This window comes from Desulfoluna spongiiphila (genome assembly GCF_900101345.1).
Classification (GTDB): Bacteria; Desulfobacterota; Desulfobacteria; order Desulfobacterales; family Desulfolunaceae; genus Desulfoluna; species Desulfoluna spongiiphila.
The window spans coordinates 135,231-150,543 of record NZ_FMUX01000009.1; the positions used below are offsets into that span (position 1 = coordinate 135,231).

Below are 15,313 nucleotides of genomic sequence, written 5' to 3' on the forward strand. Positions count from 1 at the left end.
CCTCCTATATTTCTAACGAAAGGCCTCTTAATATAACTATATTACCGTCAGCCACCTGAATTGGTGCGCCGAGGTCAATATGTCCGAATACGGTTTTATCCACCGTTGTGTCATCATAGATAATTGCGGACTTAAAAGGCCCGATAATGCCACCTGTGGCGGTCCATTGAACGTCATCCCAAGCAATCGTCGCAAGATCCTGTGCATCGTCTTCGATAACAGGTGCGGTTTTAGTCAAGGTCGCTGTATTTTGCGTATAGCCGTTCCCGGTGGCAAGTTGTGAAGCTGTAACGTCAGCAAGAGTGGCATGGCTGTCAGGGTCAAAGACGAAGGTATCGACCATCAATATAACCTTGAAAAGGTCATTATCCATATCGATAGCGTTAGTAAGAAGCATATACTTATAATGGTTTGACAACGTTGTTGTTACTGCCATGACACTCCCTTACAGCCCCGATATTTCCATACCGCTTGTGATGGTCCCGTTTGCACTGATGCTGACCGTCGTGGTGATCAACTCAGCGGTAAATGACAGCCCGCCGACGGCAACCGTATCCCCGGGGTTAAGGTCTAAATCAGGCACAGCCAACCCCACACGCAGAGTGCCTGAATTGAAGGAGGACCAGGTGACGTTGGACAAGGGAACTGTTTTGCCTGAGGTGTAGGTGGTCTGTTTGGACCCCGACAATGTAATAGATCCACTTTGAGAGCTCTTTTGATAATTCACGGTGCCCATATTGACGCGGGCTATTTCCCCTTGTGAAATGATGACCTCCCCCATGCTGTATGTCATGTTGATCACCACATCCCCGGCAGGCCGCAACACGATGTCATCGTATCGGTCAAGGCCCGGCACCACGACTTGGAGGTATGAAGGAGATCCGGACCTCCGCCTGGACCGAAAGGAAGATATGGGGACGACGAGATCAGAGAGGTTGTTTTCGGTCCCTGTTATCGTGCAAGCATAAAATGCCTGCGCCAGTGCTATTGGAATGTCAGGGCCGCTATCTGTGGAGTCGCCCAACAATATGAGTGTTTCCGGGTCTTCGACATCACCTTCAACATGCTCCCGGAATGTGCCATCGAAAATTAGTTTCGAGTCAGTGATGGGTTCCCCATACACAAGATCAGAGTCATGATCAAAGGCGACTAAAGCAGTATAGATTTTTACATCCCTAACTCCGAAAATAGTACCATAGCCCTCATAATGGCCGTTATTTATGACTATTTGGTCAAATTCAATGGGGTTCATAAAGGTGCATACTAAACGGATATTTTCAACCGCATAGTCGGTAGCGAACCCTGCCTCTTCGCTCCAGCTAACCTTCGGCAGAGAAGTGATGAACGCGCATTCTGGTAAATTGTCTTCGTAATAGTCACTCGCACCACAGAAGCGAATGCCCTCTATACCGATTGGTATCAGTTCTCCATTCAGGTAAAAATCGACACTTCTCAACTCTACCCAGTCCCCGCCATAGTTGTTCGCAATATCAAGGACCACAGTTTTAGCTGTATGAACGGTCATAGCGCCCCCCTATACTGATTTAGCTCTGACCAAAAACGTCAGCTTCAGGACACCGTTATCATACGATATGCCATCAATGGCCCCGTAATAGAACCCATTCCTGGTAGACATGTTGACCAATGGGCTGCGAGCTCTCATTGCCTCCAGTGCTATGCCCTGAGCCTCCGTGATTTCCGCCTCGATTGTGATTGTACGGTCCGATTCGGAAACACCTGAATTTACCATAACGCTGCCACCGTCCAGGGTAGCGACACGCGACACCCTGGAGTTGAGGGTCCCGTGGCTTGACGAGGGCAACTCCTCCACGACAAAGGGAGGATCACTGCCGGCGATTATGTGGGTTATGCTGATCATTGTCTAACCTCCGAGGATCATCTCAACCCCTTCAGCGTTCGCTTCGAGCTGTGCCATTTTTAAGATTTCGTGAAAGATCATTTCAAGGGCAGGGGTAAGCCCCTCGGCGTGGACTGTCAGTGAAACATCGCCATCCTGCAGGGCCTTTGTCTTCGCTTCATTATATTCGATCTGTGACTCTGTTAATTTCTTCTGTAAATCAAAGGACTGCTTCCTGAGCTCATTTTCTTTTTCGATCTGTCTTTCGATGTCCCACTGGTCCAATTGAGATGCCCCGTCCCCCATGCTTTCAAATAAGCTGGCGATAAGGCCACCCGTACTTTCGATGCCCACATTTATTGACGCAAATGCCGCCTCCATAACCTTCGCGGAAGCCTCAGCCTCGGCGATGTCAAGCTTGGCCTGCCACTCCACCTCTGACTGCATCAATTCAAACTCGCCTTTTATGATAGCAAGCCTCTCGTCGATATCCCCCTGGAGCTGGATTTCAATTTGTTTTTCAGTTGGAACGGCCTCGTCAATTTCTTTCAGTTTTTCGCTGGCTTTTGAAGCATCAGCATCCACAACCATCATGATCGGAGAGCCGTCGGCCTTTTCACCGACTTGTTCCATAACAACCTCGACGGCTTCTATTGCCCCGGTAGGGTCGACATCTGTGGCCAGGACGAGGACGCCACTCTCCGCGAGTTCGGCGGTGAGCTCTTCATGGTCAATCTGGGCCTGGAGGGATACAGGGCCTATTTGCTCCGCAAAATCCTCACCACTGAATGGATCGGCCTCTATTTTTGCGAGGATTTCAAGCTGCCGGTCGCTCTCCGCAATCTCCTTGTCAAGTTTTGCAATGGCGCGCTCAGTCTCAGCTATTTTGGCAAGGGCTTTTGCTGTATCAATGTCCATCTCTGGGGCCTGGGTACCGGTCCAGTTAAACAGCTTGTCGGAAAACTCAATGATTTTATACGCGGCTTCATCAAGGACAGGAAACAGGTCTCTCAGGATATTACCCGTATAGACCCCAATCGCCCCTGCCGCGACCACCATGGCGGCGGGGGAGGCGTAGAAGGCAGCGCTCAGACCCTTTACACTCGAGATTGCTGGGGCTATCTTGCCAGGCAAACCGATCGCAACGCTGGAGAGAACACCAAAGCTTTTGACGACGCCACTCACTGCTGAAACGCCCCCGCCTATCGCACCGATTGCTGTTCCTATCCCGAGAATGTACCCAAGGCCGGTTTTCGTTTCACTGCTGAGGCCGTTGAACTCCTCAACCACATCAACTATTATGCCGACGATAGGAGAAAAGGTTGTAACAATACCCTCCGTGACATCAACGACACTCTGAAAACTATCAACAACGAACTGGATAGCGTTCTCCAACCCCTCCAATGTCGTTAGGTCAAAATCATTATTGGCGAGCACATCCCCGAGAGCTCCCCAAAGTTCATTAACGCTACCCATCAAGCCCGAAAAATCCACGTTATTGAGTGCTTCTGGCGCTACCTCCGCAATATCTGTAAAAAGATTCGATATCTTTTCTTTTGCGGCCTCCCACATTTCTAAATCGCCAAAACTACTTGAGACAGTTCGCCACGCGGAAACCATCTTGACCTCAAAAGATTCGGGATCGACCGCCAATAACGACTTTTTAAAATCCTCCAATTTAACGATAGTGGTGTCTATCGATAGGACCGCATCTGTACCAAGATCTTCAAACTGTGTCCCGATCAACCCAACGCCAGCCTGCATAACCGTTGAGGCATCGGTTGTTTCATTCAGTTTCTGAATAACAAGGTTGAAGGCGTCCGCAACAGTCACCTTGCCGGAGTTCAAATTTTCCTGTAGCGCCTCATTATCAATCCCGATTGAGGCAAGGGATTCTGCTGTCAACTTACTGCCATCTTGTATCCGAACACGGAATTCTTTGAACGCGTCTGCGGCCTTATCAGTCCCGAGCATCCCCTCCGAGAAGCCGGTTTTTATGACAGAGAAAAACTCAGCTGCGCTCATTTCACCGTTAGCAAATTGAGTTGAGTACTCATTTATCGTTTCAGTGAAGTCCCCAGCGTTATCAAGACCCTCTTGGAAACCCTTGGCAACAAACCCAAACGCCTCCTCAGATGAAAGCCCAAAGTTCTCCATCAAGGTTTTTGCCGCTGCCATGGACTGATCGATGTCGACACCAAACACGGAGGAGATTTTCATAGCTTGCTTAACAACTTTACCGACATCTACCTCTGCGTTATCACCAAACCGCTTTTGTGCAAGCGTCACCGCGTCAAAGGTGTCAACAAGTTCTTCGCCAAAACCTGCGGAATAGACCTCTTTTGCTATTCCTGCAAACTTTTCAGCCTCTTCCGCTGGGAGCCCCAGGGATGCGGTCATACGCTTGGTCTGCGTCTCTATGTCGCTACTTGCCTTTACTCCAGCGATAGCAATCCCAGCGATAGCCGCATTGAGAGCCATAACCTGCTTAGTAGCATTCACAAACGGCTCGCCAAAATCTTGCATCCCCTTACCGGCAGCGTCGAGATCATCAGAGATCTTGTCGATTTCCTTGGAGACGTTGTTTTCGGCGTTAAACAAAACCGCCACTGTGCGAGTCAAATCGGCCATTTACGTTCCTATTTGAGCGTCTTGTAGTACAGATCCCAAAGGTTTAACTCGGTGTCCGTCAAATACCCCTGAGGGAAGATATCCGGCCGGGCCTCATACATAAACCGACCGCTGACTTTGCATATTGCTAAGCTTGCCCTGATGCTTCCATCGCTCCAGAGCCTTTGGGCTTTCCCGGCTCCATGCCCTTTCCGGTCAGCTCAAGGATTTTGTTGGTCAGGGTGTAGAACTCCACGGGGAAACGCTCACAGAGCATCAGGGCAAGGTCGGTATCGCATGCCGGTTCAACACTCCCGAGAACAAGCTGTTCGATCCTTTCCGCTATGTTCTGGGGGACCTCATCGACACCGAGGGCCTTCTTGAGCCCCTGCACCTTCTCGTTCTTAGTCGATGCCTCTATCGCCTCAAGGATCGCGGCAAAATTCTTGTTTCTGGCCGCTGCCTCTTTGGTTTGGCCGAGCTCCTGGCCGGTCAATCCCCGCACCACCCACACGGGGTTTTCTCCCTCCTCAAAATAGGCAGACAGGTCTTTCACGGGAACGTCTTCTGTTCGGGTTTGAAACTTGGTTTTTTTGAACTTTTTTACATCGAAACTCATAAGCCCTCCAGCTCGAGGCCAGCGAATAAAGGCAGGGGAAAACAGGTGCTGGATTCCTGTGGTTCAGTCTCGGTTGCTGCCGGGACTTATCCCCCGCACTGGATTTTAACTGGTAACCTCAACTGCGCCCTCAGTGGCGGACACGGTGCAAGCCGCCGTGATGTTGTCCCCGGCCGGAAAAGACCGGGCCACGCCGAGCTTCCCCTGGCACAGGATGTAAGGGGTTTTCAGGCGGTCAGGCTTGAACTTGAAAAAGATGTTCTCGTTCTTTTTGGACAAAAGCGCATCTGTGACGCCGTCCTTGAGATACGCAGTGAAAGACCCCTGGCCCAGGGTAGAGGAAGCGGCGCCCAGGGTCTTGCCGTAGATCTGCGTCGAGCTGGTGCTGTGGGTCGTCTCGGGCGGGGTAAAATCGGATGAGTCCGGGACCTCGGCAAAATCAGGCTCGAAATAGGAGGCGTACACCGTCTTCGAAACTCCGCCCGTGTGAATTGGCGGGAGGGCCGCGGTAAACTCCACCCCTGCCGCTCCAGCAACGTTGTTGACGACATTCATTCGCTTTTCGGTCCAGGTAGGGAAATCGAACCGCTCCATATGAACACCAACGATCTGTTTGATCTCAGAGGCGGTATAGACGCCGCTATCTGCCGATGTGATGTGGATTTGGCCGATTTCGATCTGACCAACCGGGATCAAGGGAGGCCCGCCTTCCGCACCGCGCACATCGGAAACGGCCGAGGCAGATTCGGTGCCTTTGATGGCCGTGACGGCCTGGCTGCCATCAATCACGATTGAGTATTTTGCGTTTGCGAGAGTGGGCCGGGCCACGTCCAGGGCCTCAACTGCCGAGATAATCCGGAGCGCCCCGCCCTGGTAGCATGTCAGGGCGGCAACGGCTACCTGATCCGCCGCACCGGGGGTGATTGCGCCGCCTGAGGCGACACCGTCCGGCCTTACCACGGCCTCGGCGCCGGACGCATTCGACCAGAGCTCGCCCGCTGATTCAAAAAATTTATGATCGCCTGAGTCCATCAGGGCGGCCATAGTGACAGCCGTCTGGCTTGCCTCGTAATAAATTACCGCATTGTCATTTGCCATGATCTATCCTTATTGCTCGTAAGGGTTGCCGATTTTGTATGAGTATTTGACCTCAAAGGTTGCCACTACTGCCGTGATTTTTTCGCCTGCCTCCGGTTGCCCAGCCGGCCCGCCTTCTTTATAAAAAAGGTCATCAGCAAGGGTGGTGACGGGTTCCCCCGGGCCCGTTACGCATTTGACCAAGTCACCGAGCATCTGTTCCTGAGCCATAGACGGGTTGACCGAACCAAATGCCATGTAGGTTTCGACCTTGACCTGGGTGGTGCAGATATTCCGCCCTGACCTGCGTTCCACCTCCTCGGGTTGGGGCCACACAACAACCGCCGGGAGGTCCCCGGGCTCAAGGTCTTTTGCCGCCCGCTTGACTTCCTGGCCGCATTCGGTGTTGTAGCCATTCGCAGTCCGGATGGATTCCACCCGGGCGATGATTGCCGAAATTACCTGCTCCCTGATTGTCTCCATCACCCGAACCTCCGAAGGGTATCTGCAATCCCCTTGTCGATGTTTCGGGCAAGGAGATGCGCGGCCTGGGTTTCAAGTGGCTTTCGGACTTTATCAGACGCGAAAATATCTTCGATTCTGGGCCCGTGGAGCGTTCTGACCTGGTACCGTGCCACCCTTTTCCCGCCTTTCATTTGCCGAAAAAACACCTGCCGGTTTCCACGGCTGCCAGGTGTATTCCCCCTCATCCCGTCAAGGATAAAGGCATGTTTCAGTTTGGCCCTGCTGCCGCTGCGCTTCACTTTCACGGCAATGCCCTTGCCTCGCCCGCCCCCGTATTTTTTCGCGCCGAAGCTTACCAAACCGACCGGCCGCCCCCTTGCGATGACGGCCCCCGAAAGGTGGCCGAACGACGCCTTTTTGGTAGTCAGGTCCTTGGATATCCGAGCGGCCGTGAGATTTAGTTCATTGCCGATCCTCATGCGAGTCTGGGTTTTCATGGTCTTGACGGTTGCATTGATGGCCTGAGTCAGGACACGCTCTGTGCCGTTTTTTATCCCGGACATTGCGGTCTGGAGCCCTGCCATATCACCCTGATCAATAGTGATTTTCATTAACCACCACCTTTACAAATTGGCCGTCGTTTTCCACGATTTTGCGCACGGTATAACTCATACCGCCCGCCTCAAACACATCCCCGCGCTTGGGCTCCCCAACCTCAACCACCATGGCCTCGACTGTGATGCCGCGCTCGATCACCGTTGCCTCGTAAGAATCAGGCTGCAGCTCAACGTCGCGCTCGACTTCGATCAGGCAGGGGACCGGTGTGCCGCCGACGGGGCGAAACATAGCCTCGCTCCCGACAATTGCCCACATATCGGCCGCCGCCTGATCGAATACATCATCGAGTGCCATGGTTACGCCGCCGTCAGCTTCACGAGAATACCGGGGCGCTTGCACAGGGGCAGAGGGTTGCTCTGCGTATGGAGATCAACGCCACGGTTGAATTTCCTGGGCTCCTGTTTCGCGTAGAACGGCAGGCCGATGGTATTGGCCGTCTCCACGAAATCGGCAGGGGCAACGTAGGTTGAGAAGGTGCTCATGGTCCCGGTGGGGTATGCGTGGGCCTCGCCGTCGGCGATGAATTTCCGGCTGACGCCATCGGCATCGGGGGCGTTCCCGATGTATTCGGAAAAAACGAGTCCGCCGAATTTAAACCCCTTTCTCGGATCACCGCCCAGCCGGTCTTCTGCCTCGGCATAGTTCGCATAGGCAGCCTTCACATTGTCCTGCTCGATCAGGCTGTCAAAAAAGCCCTCCGAACACTCAACCCTGACCCCGGACATCGTCTCGCCCATAAGGCTTGCCTCGATGTGACGGGAGACAGCCAGGCATTTGGTCCTGACCTTGGTGGTCGATGAACCAAGGGTAAAGGGCACGATTTTCTGGGTGATCTCAAACTCGGAGTAGAGGTCGTACAGCGTGGACCCATCGCCGTCCAAGATGACGCCTTTCAGCGCGCCCATGCGAAGGTGCTCCAGGGTAATCGCGTGCTTGTTTTTCATGGTCTGGAGCTTGTCGTTCATGATGGCAACGTAGGGGGCAAGCTCGTTTTCGGTGCCAAAGGCCCGTACCCCTTCGTACTCATCCGGCAGCAGGGTGTCATCAAGGGGCAGGTGCGGAATAACAAAAGACCGTACCTTTCTCTTGCCTGTCTCGTTCTGTGCGCCGGGAGACCCGGGGGGCTTGGAGGTGATCAGGTTGAGGACACCGTTTTTTTCCTCGACCATGATGGTGCGGGTTCTCACGCCTTTGACGGGCATGAGGTTCATCGCACCGATTTTGCCGTAGTTGTTGGGGATGATGTTGATCGCATCCGTCAGGGATGCCATGGAAAAGGCATCGTTTTCCCAGGGGTTCAGCATATTATGATTCCTCCCGTACAATGATTCCGAGGGTTTTCAGGGTGGCGAGTGCTGCGGCGATCTCGCCTGCGTCGATGTCAGCAGGCCACACAAGGTTACTGGCCGTGATGATCGCATCACGAGCGATAACCACGCCGCGGACATCGGCCGCGGATGCGTCGTAATTGGCAATAGCGATACCGGCGGCAGTCTCCGTGCCATCAGATCCGTCCTGGTTAAAGGCGGCGTGCTTGCCGCTTGCAGTCACCTTGCCAACGACCTGGGCGAGCTTAACCGCTGTGCCGGTCAGGGTTACCTCTTCGCGGGAATACCCACGCTCCTGCTCCCAGACCAGAAAATCCTTGAGGTTGTTCGGTTCTGTGAAAGCTGTCATTTACGCCTCCGCCCTTTTTTTGGCATCAGCAACGAGCGGGTTTTCACCGCCATCGCTCATGGGGTTAACGGTTGAAAAGATTTCTGCCGCGTTGGCTCCATCCGCCTGGGCGTCAAGGATCTTTGCCCCGGCCTCTTCGGGAGTGAGCGCCAACATTTCGGCCGTAAACTTGGCGCTGGTGACGCCTGCAAGCTGGCATTTTTCCATGACAAGCTTGGTGTTTTCCAGCGCCTCGGCCTTGCCCTGCTCTACCCCTGCCGCCGTTGCGTCTTCCTTGATTTTCGCCACGTCGACCTCACCGACACCCTTTTCGGCTGCGGGGAGATAGCCCATGGCCGCCAAGGCCGTCTTGATTTCGGTTTCATCTTTGCCGGCAACCAGTGCCTGCAACTCTTCCCTGAGTCCCATAGACCCTCCGTGTGTCGATTTATGCTTTGCCTGCAGTTCTGCGATCAGGCCCTCAAGGCTGCCAATCCGGTCAGCCATGCCGGCATCGATTGCCGCCTGGGCGATGAGCATGCCGCCCTGCCCAAAATCTTTTTTTACTTTTTCTGCTGTAACCCCCCTGTATTTTGCGACCTGTGAAATGAATATGTCCGCCAGGGCATCAGCCCTTGTCAGGATCTCTTCCCGCCCCTCCTTGGATTCGGGGTCGAGCCTCTTTTTGGGGCTGACCGTGGAGACAATCTCAATGGTCTGCTCCTTGCCCTTCCGGTATCCAAACACCGCCCCGATAGAGCCGAGTTCAGCCGTTGCATCCACCACGATTTCGTCCGCCGCCGAGGCCAGCCAATACGCCGCCGAGGCCGCCATACCGCCGACATACGCCACCACGGGGGTTTTTAAGTTCCGGATGATTTCCGCCATCTCATTAATTCCCGTGGCCTCGCCTCCATGGGAGCCGACATCTAAGATGATTGCTTTGACATCAGGGTTTTGGTCTGCCGCTGGGATGTCTACGGCAAGGTCCTCTGTGGCTGTGCCACCGGTGATGTAATTATAAAAAGAGTCGTATCTGGCGATGGTCCCTGAGATTGCGACAATTGCCACATTTCCGCGAAGGGTGGCGGTCCATGTTCGCTCAAGTCGCTGCGCCCTCTTCGTCGCCAGCATTTCGGGTGTTGGGATAATCTCAACTACGGATCGCAAGGCGCCTTCCGACATCAACCATGGCCTGTCAAGTACGTTAATTCTCATCACCCTCTCCTTGCTCGGGCTGCAAAACACCCGTTCCTGCTGTATTGCGGGGGTCAGTGTCAAAAATCAGTCTGAGCTTATCGATTATTGAGAGCTCTTCGGCCCATTCGTTAAATATTGATTCGACATCAAGACCACGGTCCGCCAAAGCCATCCCGTATGTTTTAAGCCCGGCCCGCATCTCCCTGATTTCGCCCTTCATATCTTTGTCGGGGTCAATCCATTTCCACGGCTGAGGCTGCCAGTGAATACCCCGCCAATATCGGCGCTTGTTTTGCAAATAGTCAGGGATGGAAAGCGCCCCCGCCACAATTGCGGTGGTGAGCCAGCGCTGGATAACCGGTCTGCAAAACTGAAAAATCAGGGTCTTGTTCTGCAACTGAATAATCCTCCGGCGAAACTCAAGAAGGCCTGCCCGGATAGAGGAATAATTGACATCAGCGAGATCGCCGGTGAGTTGGTCGTAGGTGATGCCCATGCCCGTGGCCACATCCATGAGTTGCTGTTTCATCCAGGCCACGTAATTGCCACTAACGTCTCGGGGCTGTGAAAGTGTCACTGTCTGACCGGGCAACAAAACCGGGAATGTGCCGGGTTCCAGAGCCACAACGTCAACTCCGTTGCCTGCCCCTTGGCTAAACCCCAGCGGGTTGGGATCATCCGCGTTGTATTCGTTTATCTGCGTGATAAAACCGCCGAACATGGCCGTTGTTTTCCGGCGAACAAGCTCGGCATCGACACACTGGTCAATCTCATGGAGCTTGGCGAGTATAGACGCCATCCCCGGTAAGCCCCTTTGTTGCCCGGGCCTCATTGGATCGAAAATATGGCAGATATTTTTCGCGGGGATCCTCGTCCGCACCGCAGAATTATCATTCATGAAATACTCGCCGGGGTGGTCTTTATGCAGATGGTACGCCACACGCTGCCCGGTCCGGCTGAATTCAATCCCCATGCGGATCTTGTTGCCGTTTGGCAGGGTCGTGCTGTATGCAACATCCAGGTGGTCAGCCTCAAGGAGTTGGACTTGGAACGGCACGGCCAAATCAGCATAGGAGTTGCGGGGGCGGAAGAGGGCCAGGACCTCACCGTCAGAGAATAGAGCGTTTGACGCGACCGCCTGGAGACCGTAGAAATCGGCATTGCCGTCAAAATCGAACTCGGGCACAGAGTCGAGCCATAACTCTTGAACCTGCTCTTTCAAATCCGGATCTTTGAATTGAAACCTTGGAGTGATGCCGGACCCCACCATGTTGCTGGTGAATGTCCCCTGCCCTCCCTTGGCGAGAGGGTTGTTCCGGATCGCCTGCCGAGAGCGCCCCCGAAGGGATGCCAGGGAGTTACCCACGGCCGTATTCGGGCCGATGGTCGGGGCCATAAACGACGACATGCGAGGTGACTGACTTGCCCCCTCAAAAGCCCCACTCCTGGCATACGGTATCCCTGTACGATCGAGAATCATCACAACCCCTTGCTTGTTACTGTTCGGAAAAACCGCCGCTTCCCGGCCGCCGCATTGAGCTCCGCTTGAATTTCTGACCGCAGCGTTTTTAAATCCTTCAGCCCCGCGGTGTCGTACTCAATCGTTTTGCCGCTGGAGAGCATGACCCGCACCACCCTTTTCCCTGTCGCCAAGCTGATAATGGCTGTTTGCACTGCGCTTAAATCGTCTTGTGTGTACGCCATTGCTAACTCATCCATTTGCTGCGGATTACCTGTCTTTGCCGCGGCTTTGATTGCTGAGGCTCCGGGTTGCCGCCTCTGTTCTGGAGCTGTTCTTTCAACCGATCAAAATCAATCCTGTTTACCCCGGCCCTGAGTGCTGCGTGATAACAGTAGACCTCGCAGTCGATGGCTTCGTTTCTCTCTCGGGTCTTGATCCACTCTTTTATGGGGAACCCCTTGTTAAACTTGGTGATGAGTTTTTCAGCCGTGAGCTGCTCGAAATACTCATCCGATGTACCCACCGGAAAATGGTAGTAGCCTGGTTGCGCCTCTTTTCCCGGATCTATCTTGTTGTTCAGACGGCTGTAAATGATGCCTTTCGCTGTGTCTGTGCCAACCGGCCAGAGTTGCACCCCTCTTTCAATCTTCTTCCCCTTGTAATCCACATCCTGGAGGCTCGGGGGGTTTACAATCGGCTTGTTTTTTGTGTTGGCCCCCTTAATAGCGACCACACCCTGCGCCGCTCTTTTCCGGCAGTATCGTTTGACCGCCTCGTCCTTGTGGCCCCCGGTGTCGATGGACATAGAAACGATCTTGAGATCTGCTCCTGATTCGTGGCGAAAGTCATAATTCAGGATTTCATCAAGCTGGTCCCATACTTCCGGTAAGTCTGGGTCGCCGTAGAGCTCGTTATGATAGACAAGCCAGTTTTCTTCCTCTTTGCCCCAGGCTCGAACCACAACAGCTAGACGATTGTCCTGCGTATCCACCCCTGCGGTGACCAGCATGCCCCCGGTTGGAACGGTCATGGCCTTATAAGGCTCGCACCTTGCGGCAAGTACGGTCCATTCAGGACGGTCGCCGCCTTCTTCCCAGGTTTCCCCTAAAACCGTATTCACGAACGTTTTGAGAAGCTCCGGATCATCCTTTGCATCAAGGAACTCTTTCGCAAGCTTCCCCCAGGTTGAATTTGGGCTGTAAGAATACCCGGCCCAAATATGGAACCCTGCATGTCCGTTAAAGGGGGCGGTCGCTCTCCACTCACCCTTTTCATCCATTTGCCGCTTCATGGAGTGGGGGATCAATTTTTCACAGAACTCACACTTATATTGTGCCTTTTCCGGCTCACCCTTGGGCCACACGATCCCTTTCCATTTCAGTGTTTGAAACCCACCGCAAAAAGGACAGGGCAAGAACCGATACCGCTTATCTGACTTTTCAAAATTTGCCTCTACCCGAGAGGCGCCTTTGATTGTTGGCGTGCTCCCCAGGATGATCTTTCGATCCCAGAAGGTTTCGGACCGCTTGCTTCCAAGCTTGATCTGGTCCCCTTCTTTCCCGGCGGCCGGCGGGTACCCATCCACTTCATCGAACTTGACCCTTTTTACGGTGATTCGCCGGAATCCCCTGGGGCTGTTTGCCCCAGTCAGATGGAGCGCCCCGCCAGGGTAAGACTTTTTCAATATTGTGTTTGAGCTGTCCCTGGTTTTTTCATCTGCCACCTTGCCCTGCAGGCAAGGTGTGTCTCTCAACATTGGGGTGATCTCGTCTTTGGAGTATCCCCCGGCATCTTCCACGGTCGGTTGGACAATTAACTGTGAGCATGGTTCCTGCTCGATGTGATAGCCCGTGTCCCAATTCACCATCTTGGTGTAGCCGATTCGGGCGGACTTCATGACCGTAAGCTGCTCTATTGTCGGGTCGGTGAAGGCGTCGAGTATTCCGATTTGGTACGGGTAAGATTTCCAGCGCCCTATTTCCGCGCTCGACTCTGGCGACAAGTAGGCTTTTTGATTCGCCCATTCCGACAGCGAGAGCTTGGTGGGGGGCCGCCATATATCGTTTACCTCTCGGAATACCTGTAGGACGCGCTCACTGTACTTCACCTCTTTGCAAGTCCTTTAGTACCTCAAATTCAATTTGCTCCACTTCGGACATGAGGGTATTGAAATTCTTGCTATCTCCGATAAATTCCTTGAGTAGCGGCCCTATCTTTCCTTTCAAGCTCAATATTTTTGACCGCGCTGCTGTTATGCTTTCCGACCAAATCTTTCTAACCTCATCTGCGGGCAGCAACTCGCGTTCTCGCTTTTCATAATCCAGTTTCTTGAGAGCGGCCTTGTACTGCTCGTGTATTGTTTGCGCCTCGGTTAGGTTTAGCCCCCCGAATTCAGCCAAATCGATAATGCGATAAACCTCTTTCCCACTGGATGCGTCGGTTTGTTCTGTTTCGGCTTTTTTGGTGTTCCGTTTTTGTGTTTTGTTTTTTGGTTTGTTTTGTTTTGTTTTCTGGCTCTTTTTGTTGACGTGTGAAACATTATTTGCAAGGTCAGTCCGAGCTTTTTCAGGATGAATCAGTTTTCGTTTACCGCTTGTTTTCAATGAGCTTTTTGTAATTTTTCCGGTTTTGATGAGTCGGCGGACATACTCGGGGGTCATGCCGATTTGCTCCGCGAATTGGACAACTCCTATGTACGTGCTTTTCGCCACCGATTACCTCTCAAACAAAACAACTTTTTTGGGCCTGAAACTGGAGACAAATCGAGCCTTGCCTACCCGTATATATAATTATTTTTTATAAGGACCCAAAACGCTGAGAGCCCCTATTGCCAGGGCTTTCAGTGGCTTTGTGCTCATTTTCCGCCCAAAATCCGAAACCCATTACTCAAATCATTTTTTTTGTTCTTGGCACGTATTCTGCTGTGACATTTTTTCCGCTGGAATTTCCCCACATCCCACGAAAACCTGCGCTTTGACTGATCTTCCCCAGTGACTTGCATGACCCCCTTGGTTGCCTCACCTGCGCCACTCACAACGCGCAACCGCCAATCGAAGAGGCTCAAGTCAAGCCCTCTATCCCGATCCAGATTCACCAACATCCGTTGCGTTGACCGTCTTCTCTGATTTCTTCGTTTCATGGTGCTCCCTCCTCCTTCGCCGCCTTCCGCGCACAACACGACTCACAAAGCCCTTGATGATTCGACCGTCGCCAGAACAGGGGATCATCCTGCCCACCGACAACCGGCGTGATGTGGACCACCTCAACCGCCGGGCTCATCGTGCCCATGCTCTGACAGCGAACACAGAGTGGGTTTAGGTGTAGATACGTCTTGCGATAGGCTTGCCATCTTTGGTCATGCTGGGTCATCACATCGTTTCCTCCAGCCTCATCACCCGGCCCTTGAGTTCGGTCATGTCCTCGCGGGTATCAGCCACGTCCTTCTCCACTGCAATCAGACGCGTGGTGGTCCTGAGCTCCAGCCGTGTGAGTTTGTCGTTGAGATTCTGTACCGATGTGGTGAGTGTTTGGATTTGAGAGGTGAGGTGTTCGATGGGCTGGGAGACCGTAGTGGAGAGACTGCGTTGTGTAAGCCAGGAGTTGTAACCGAGGATGGAAATAAAGAGGGCCGTAATGATAGCTGTAAAGATCGCTACAAAAAATTTGATGCTCTGCTTCTGCTGAGTTTCGGGTTGGGTCATTACGGCCCTCTTGTTTGTGGGTGGCGGCCCGAGCCAAGCGAGGGAGG

Annotated in this window: 18 protein-coding genes; all 18 read right to left on the reverse strand. The window is 53.2% G+C overall.

Annotation, left to right across the window (positions count from 1 at the left end; all coding sequences use genetic code 11):
• Positions 1-4: 4 nt before the first annotated feature.
• Positions 5-436 (reverse strand): hypothetical protein, encoded by a 432-nt coding sequence (locus tag BLQ12_RS13415; protein ID WP_092211172.1) that lies wholly within the window; start codon positions 434-436, stop codon positions 5-7.
• Between the two features lie 9 nt (positions 437-445).
• On the reverse strand, positions 446-1,525 hold the full coding sequence (locus BLQ12_RS13420) for a hypothetical protein (RefSeq protein WP_092211173.1): 1,080 nt from the start codon (positions 1,523-1,525) through the stop codon (positions 446-448).
• Between the two features lie 9 nt (positions 1,526-1,534).
• A complete protein-coding gene (locus BLQ12_RS13425; protein WP_092211174.1) occupies positions 1,535-1,879 on the reverse strand; it encodes a hypothetical protein in 345 nt (114 codons plus the stop codon).
• A gap of 3 nt (positions 1,880-1,882) precedes the next feature.
• Positions 1,883-4,489, reverse strand: coding sequence for a phage tail tape measure protein (locus BLQ12_RS13430; protein WP_092211175.1), 2,607 nt, complete (start codon positions 4,487-4,489; stop codon positions 1,883-1,885).
• 127 nt (positions 4,490-4,616) lie between these two features.
• Entirely contained in the window at positions 4,617-5,087 is a 471-nt protein-coding gene (locus BLQ12_RS13435) for a hypothetical protein (RefSeq protein ID WP_092211176.1), read from the reverse strand.
• A gap of 105 nt (positions 5,088-5,192) precedes the next feature.
• Complete coding sequence (locus BLQ12_RS13440; RefSeq protein ID WP_092211177.1) at positions 5,193-6,185, reverse strand: hypothetical protein; 993 nt, start codon at positions 6,183-6,185, stop codon at positions 5,193-5,195.
• A 9-nt stretch (positions 6,186-6,194) separates the two neighbouring features.
• On the reverse strand, positions 6,195-6,647 hold the full coding sequence (locus tag BLQ12_RS13445) for a hypothetical protein (RefSeq protein ID WP_092211178.1): 453 nt from the start codon (positions 6,645-6,647) through the stop codon (positions 6,195-6,197).
• Complete coding sequence (locus BLQ12_RS13450) at positions 6,647-7,240, reverse strand: hypothetical protein (RefSeq protein ID WP_092211179.1); 594 nt, start codon at positions 7,238-7,240, stop codon at positions 6,647-6,649. The genes BLQ12_RS13445 and BLQ12_RS13450 overlap by 1 nt, the downstream gene beginning before the upstream one ends.
• A complete protein-coding gene (locus BLQ12_RS13455) occupies positions 7,224-7,541 on the reverse strand; it encodes a head-tail joining protein (RefSeq protein ID WP_092211180.1) in 318 nt (105 codons plus the stop codon). Before BLQ12_RS13455 ends, BLQ12_RS13450 begins: the two co-directional genes overlap by 17 nt.
• Before the next feature lie 2 nt (positions 7,542-7,543).
• Positions 7,544-8,551 carry a major capsid protein gene (locus BLQ12_RS13460; protein ID WP_092211181.1) on the reverse strand — a complete coding sequence of 336 codons (1,008 nt, stop codon included), beginning with the start codon at positions 8,549-8,551 and terminating at the stop codon, positions 7,544-7,546.
• Between the two features lies 1 nt (position 8,552).
• Positions 8,553-8,924, reverse strand: coding sequence for a head decoration protein (locus BLQ12_RS13465; protein ID WP_092211182.1), 372 nt, complete (start codon positions 8,922-8,924; stop codon positions 8,553-8,555).
• Positions 8,925-10,121, reverse strand: a complete 1,197-nt coding sequence (locus BLQ12_RS13470) for a S49 family peptidase (RefSeq protein ID WP_092211183.1) — start codon at positions 10,119-10,121, stop codon at positions 8,925-8,927.
• A complete protein-coding gene (locus tag BLQ12_RS13475) occupies positions 10,111-11,583 on the reverse strand; it encodes a phage portal protein (RefSeq protein WP_092211184.1) in 1,473 nt (490 codons plus the stop codon). The genes BLQ12_RS13470 and BLQ12_RS13475 overlap by 11 nt, the downstream gene beginning before the upstream one ends.
• Positions 11,583-11,822, reverse strand: coding sequence for a gpW family head-tail joining protein (gene gpW, locus BLQ12_RS13480; RefSeq protein WP_092211185.1), 240 nt, complete (start codon positions 11,820-11,822; stop codon positions 11,583-11,585). Before gpW ends, BLQ12_RS13475 begins: the two co-directional genes overlap by 1 nt.
• On the reverse strand, positions 11,810-13,672 hold the full coding sequence (locus BLQ12_RS13485) for a phage terminase large subunit family protein (RefSeq protein WP_092211186.1): 1,863 nt from the start codon (positions 13,670-13,672) through the stop codon (positions 11,810-11,812). Before BLQ12_RS13485 ends, gpW begins: the two co-directional genes overlap by 13 nt.
• Entirely contained in the window at positions 13,659-14,225 is a 567-nt protein-coding gene (locus BLQ12_RS13490) for a hypothetical protein (protein ID WP_139163976.1), read from the reverse strand. Before BLQ12_RS13490 ends, BLQ12_RS13485 begins: the two co-directional genes overlap by 14 nt.
• Before the next feature lie 194 nt (positions 14,226-14,419).
• Positions 14,420-14,704 (reverse strand): hypothetical protein, encoded by a 285-nt coding sequence (locus BLQ12_RS13495; protein ID WP_092211188.1) that lies wholly within the window; start codon positions 14,702-14,704, stop codon positions 14,420-14,422.
• Positions 14,705-14,933: 229 nt separating this feature from the next.
• Positions 14,934-15,266 carry a hypothetical protein gene (locus BLQ12_RS13505; protein WP_092211190.1) on the reverse strand — a complete coding sequence of 111 codons (333 nt, stop codon included), beginning with the start codon at positions 15,264-15,266 and terminating at the stop codon, positions 14,934-14,936.
• Positions 15,267-15,313: the final 47 nt, after the last annotated feature.

Excerpts from the sequence above, each read along its gene's own strand:
- BLQ12_RS13415 (WP_092211172.1), bottom strand. The coding sequence starts at position 436 with ATGGCAGTAACAACAACGTTGTCAAACCATTATAAGTATATGCTTCTT.
- BLQ12_RS13420 (WP_092211173.1), bottom strand. The coding sequence starts at position 1,525 with ATGACCGTTCATACAGCTAAAACTGTGGTCCTTGATATTGCGAACAAC.
- BLQ12_RS13425 (WP_092211174.1), bottom strand. The coding sequence starts at position 1,879 with ATGATCAGCATAACCCACATAATCGCCGGCAGTGATCCTCCCTTTGTC.
- BLQ12_RS13430 (WP_092211175.1), bottom strand. The coding sequence starts at position 4,489 with ATGGCCGATTTGACTCGCACAGTGGCGGTTTTGTTTAACGCCGAAAAC.
- BLQ12_RS13435 (WP_092211176.1), bottom strand. The coding sequence starts at position 5,087 with ATGAGTTTCGATGTAAAAAAGTTCAAAAAAACCAAGTTTCAAACCCGA.
- BLQ12_RS13440 (WP_092211177.1), bottom strand. The coding sequence starts at position 6,185 with ATGGCAAATGACAATGCGGTAATTTATTACGAGGCAAGCCAGACGGCT.
- BLQ12_RS13445 (WP_092211178.1), bottom strand. The coding sequence starts at position 6,647 with ATGGAGACAATCAGGGAGCAGGTAATTTCGGCAATCATCGCCCGGGTG.
- BLQ12_RS13450 (WP_092211179.1), bottom strand. The coding sequence starts at position 7,240 with ATGAAAATCACTATTGATCAGGGTGATATGGCAGGGCTCCAGACCGCA.
- BLQ12_RS13455 (WP_092211180.1), bottom strand. The coding sequence starts at position 7,541 with ATGGCACTCGATGATGTATTCGATCAGGCGGCGGCCGATATGTGGGCA.
- BLQ12_RS13460 (WP_092211181.1), bottom strand. The coding sequence starts at position 8,551 with ATGCTGAACCCCTGGGAAAACGATGCCTTTTCCATGGCATCCCTGACG.
- BLQ12_RS13465 (WP_092211182.1), bottom strand. The coding sequence starts at position 8,924 with ATGACAGCTTTCACAGAACCGAACAACCTCAAGGATTTTCTGGTCTGG.
- BLQ12_RS13470 (WP_092211183.1), bottom strand. The coding sequence starts at position 10,121 with ATGAGAATTAACGTACTTGACAGGCCATGGTTGATGTCGGAAGGCGCC.
- BLQ12_RS13475 (WP_092211184.1), bottom strand. The coding sequence starts at position 11,583 with ATGATTCTCGATCGTACAGGGATACCGTATGCCAGGAGTGGGGCTTTT.
- gpW (WP_092211185.1), bottom strand. The coding sequence starts at position 11,822 with ATGGATGAGTTAGCAATGGCGTACACACAAGACGATTTAAGCGCAGTG.
- BLQ12_RS13490 (WP_139163976.1), bottom strand. The coding sequence starts at position 14,225 with ATGACCCCCGAGTATGTCCGCCGACTCATCAAAACCGGAAAAATTACA.
- BLQ12_RS13495 (WP_092211188.1), bottom strand. The coding sequence starts at position 14,704 with ATGAAACGAAGAAATCAGAGAAGACGGTCAACGCAACGGATGTTGGTG.
- BLQ12_RS13505 (WP_092211190.1), bottom strand. The coding sequence starts at position 15,266 with ATGACCCAACCCGAAACTCAGCAGAAGCAGAGCATCAAATTTTTTGTA.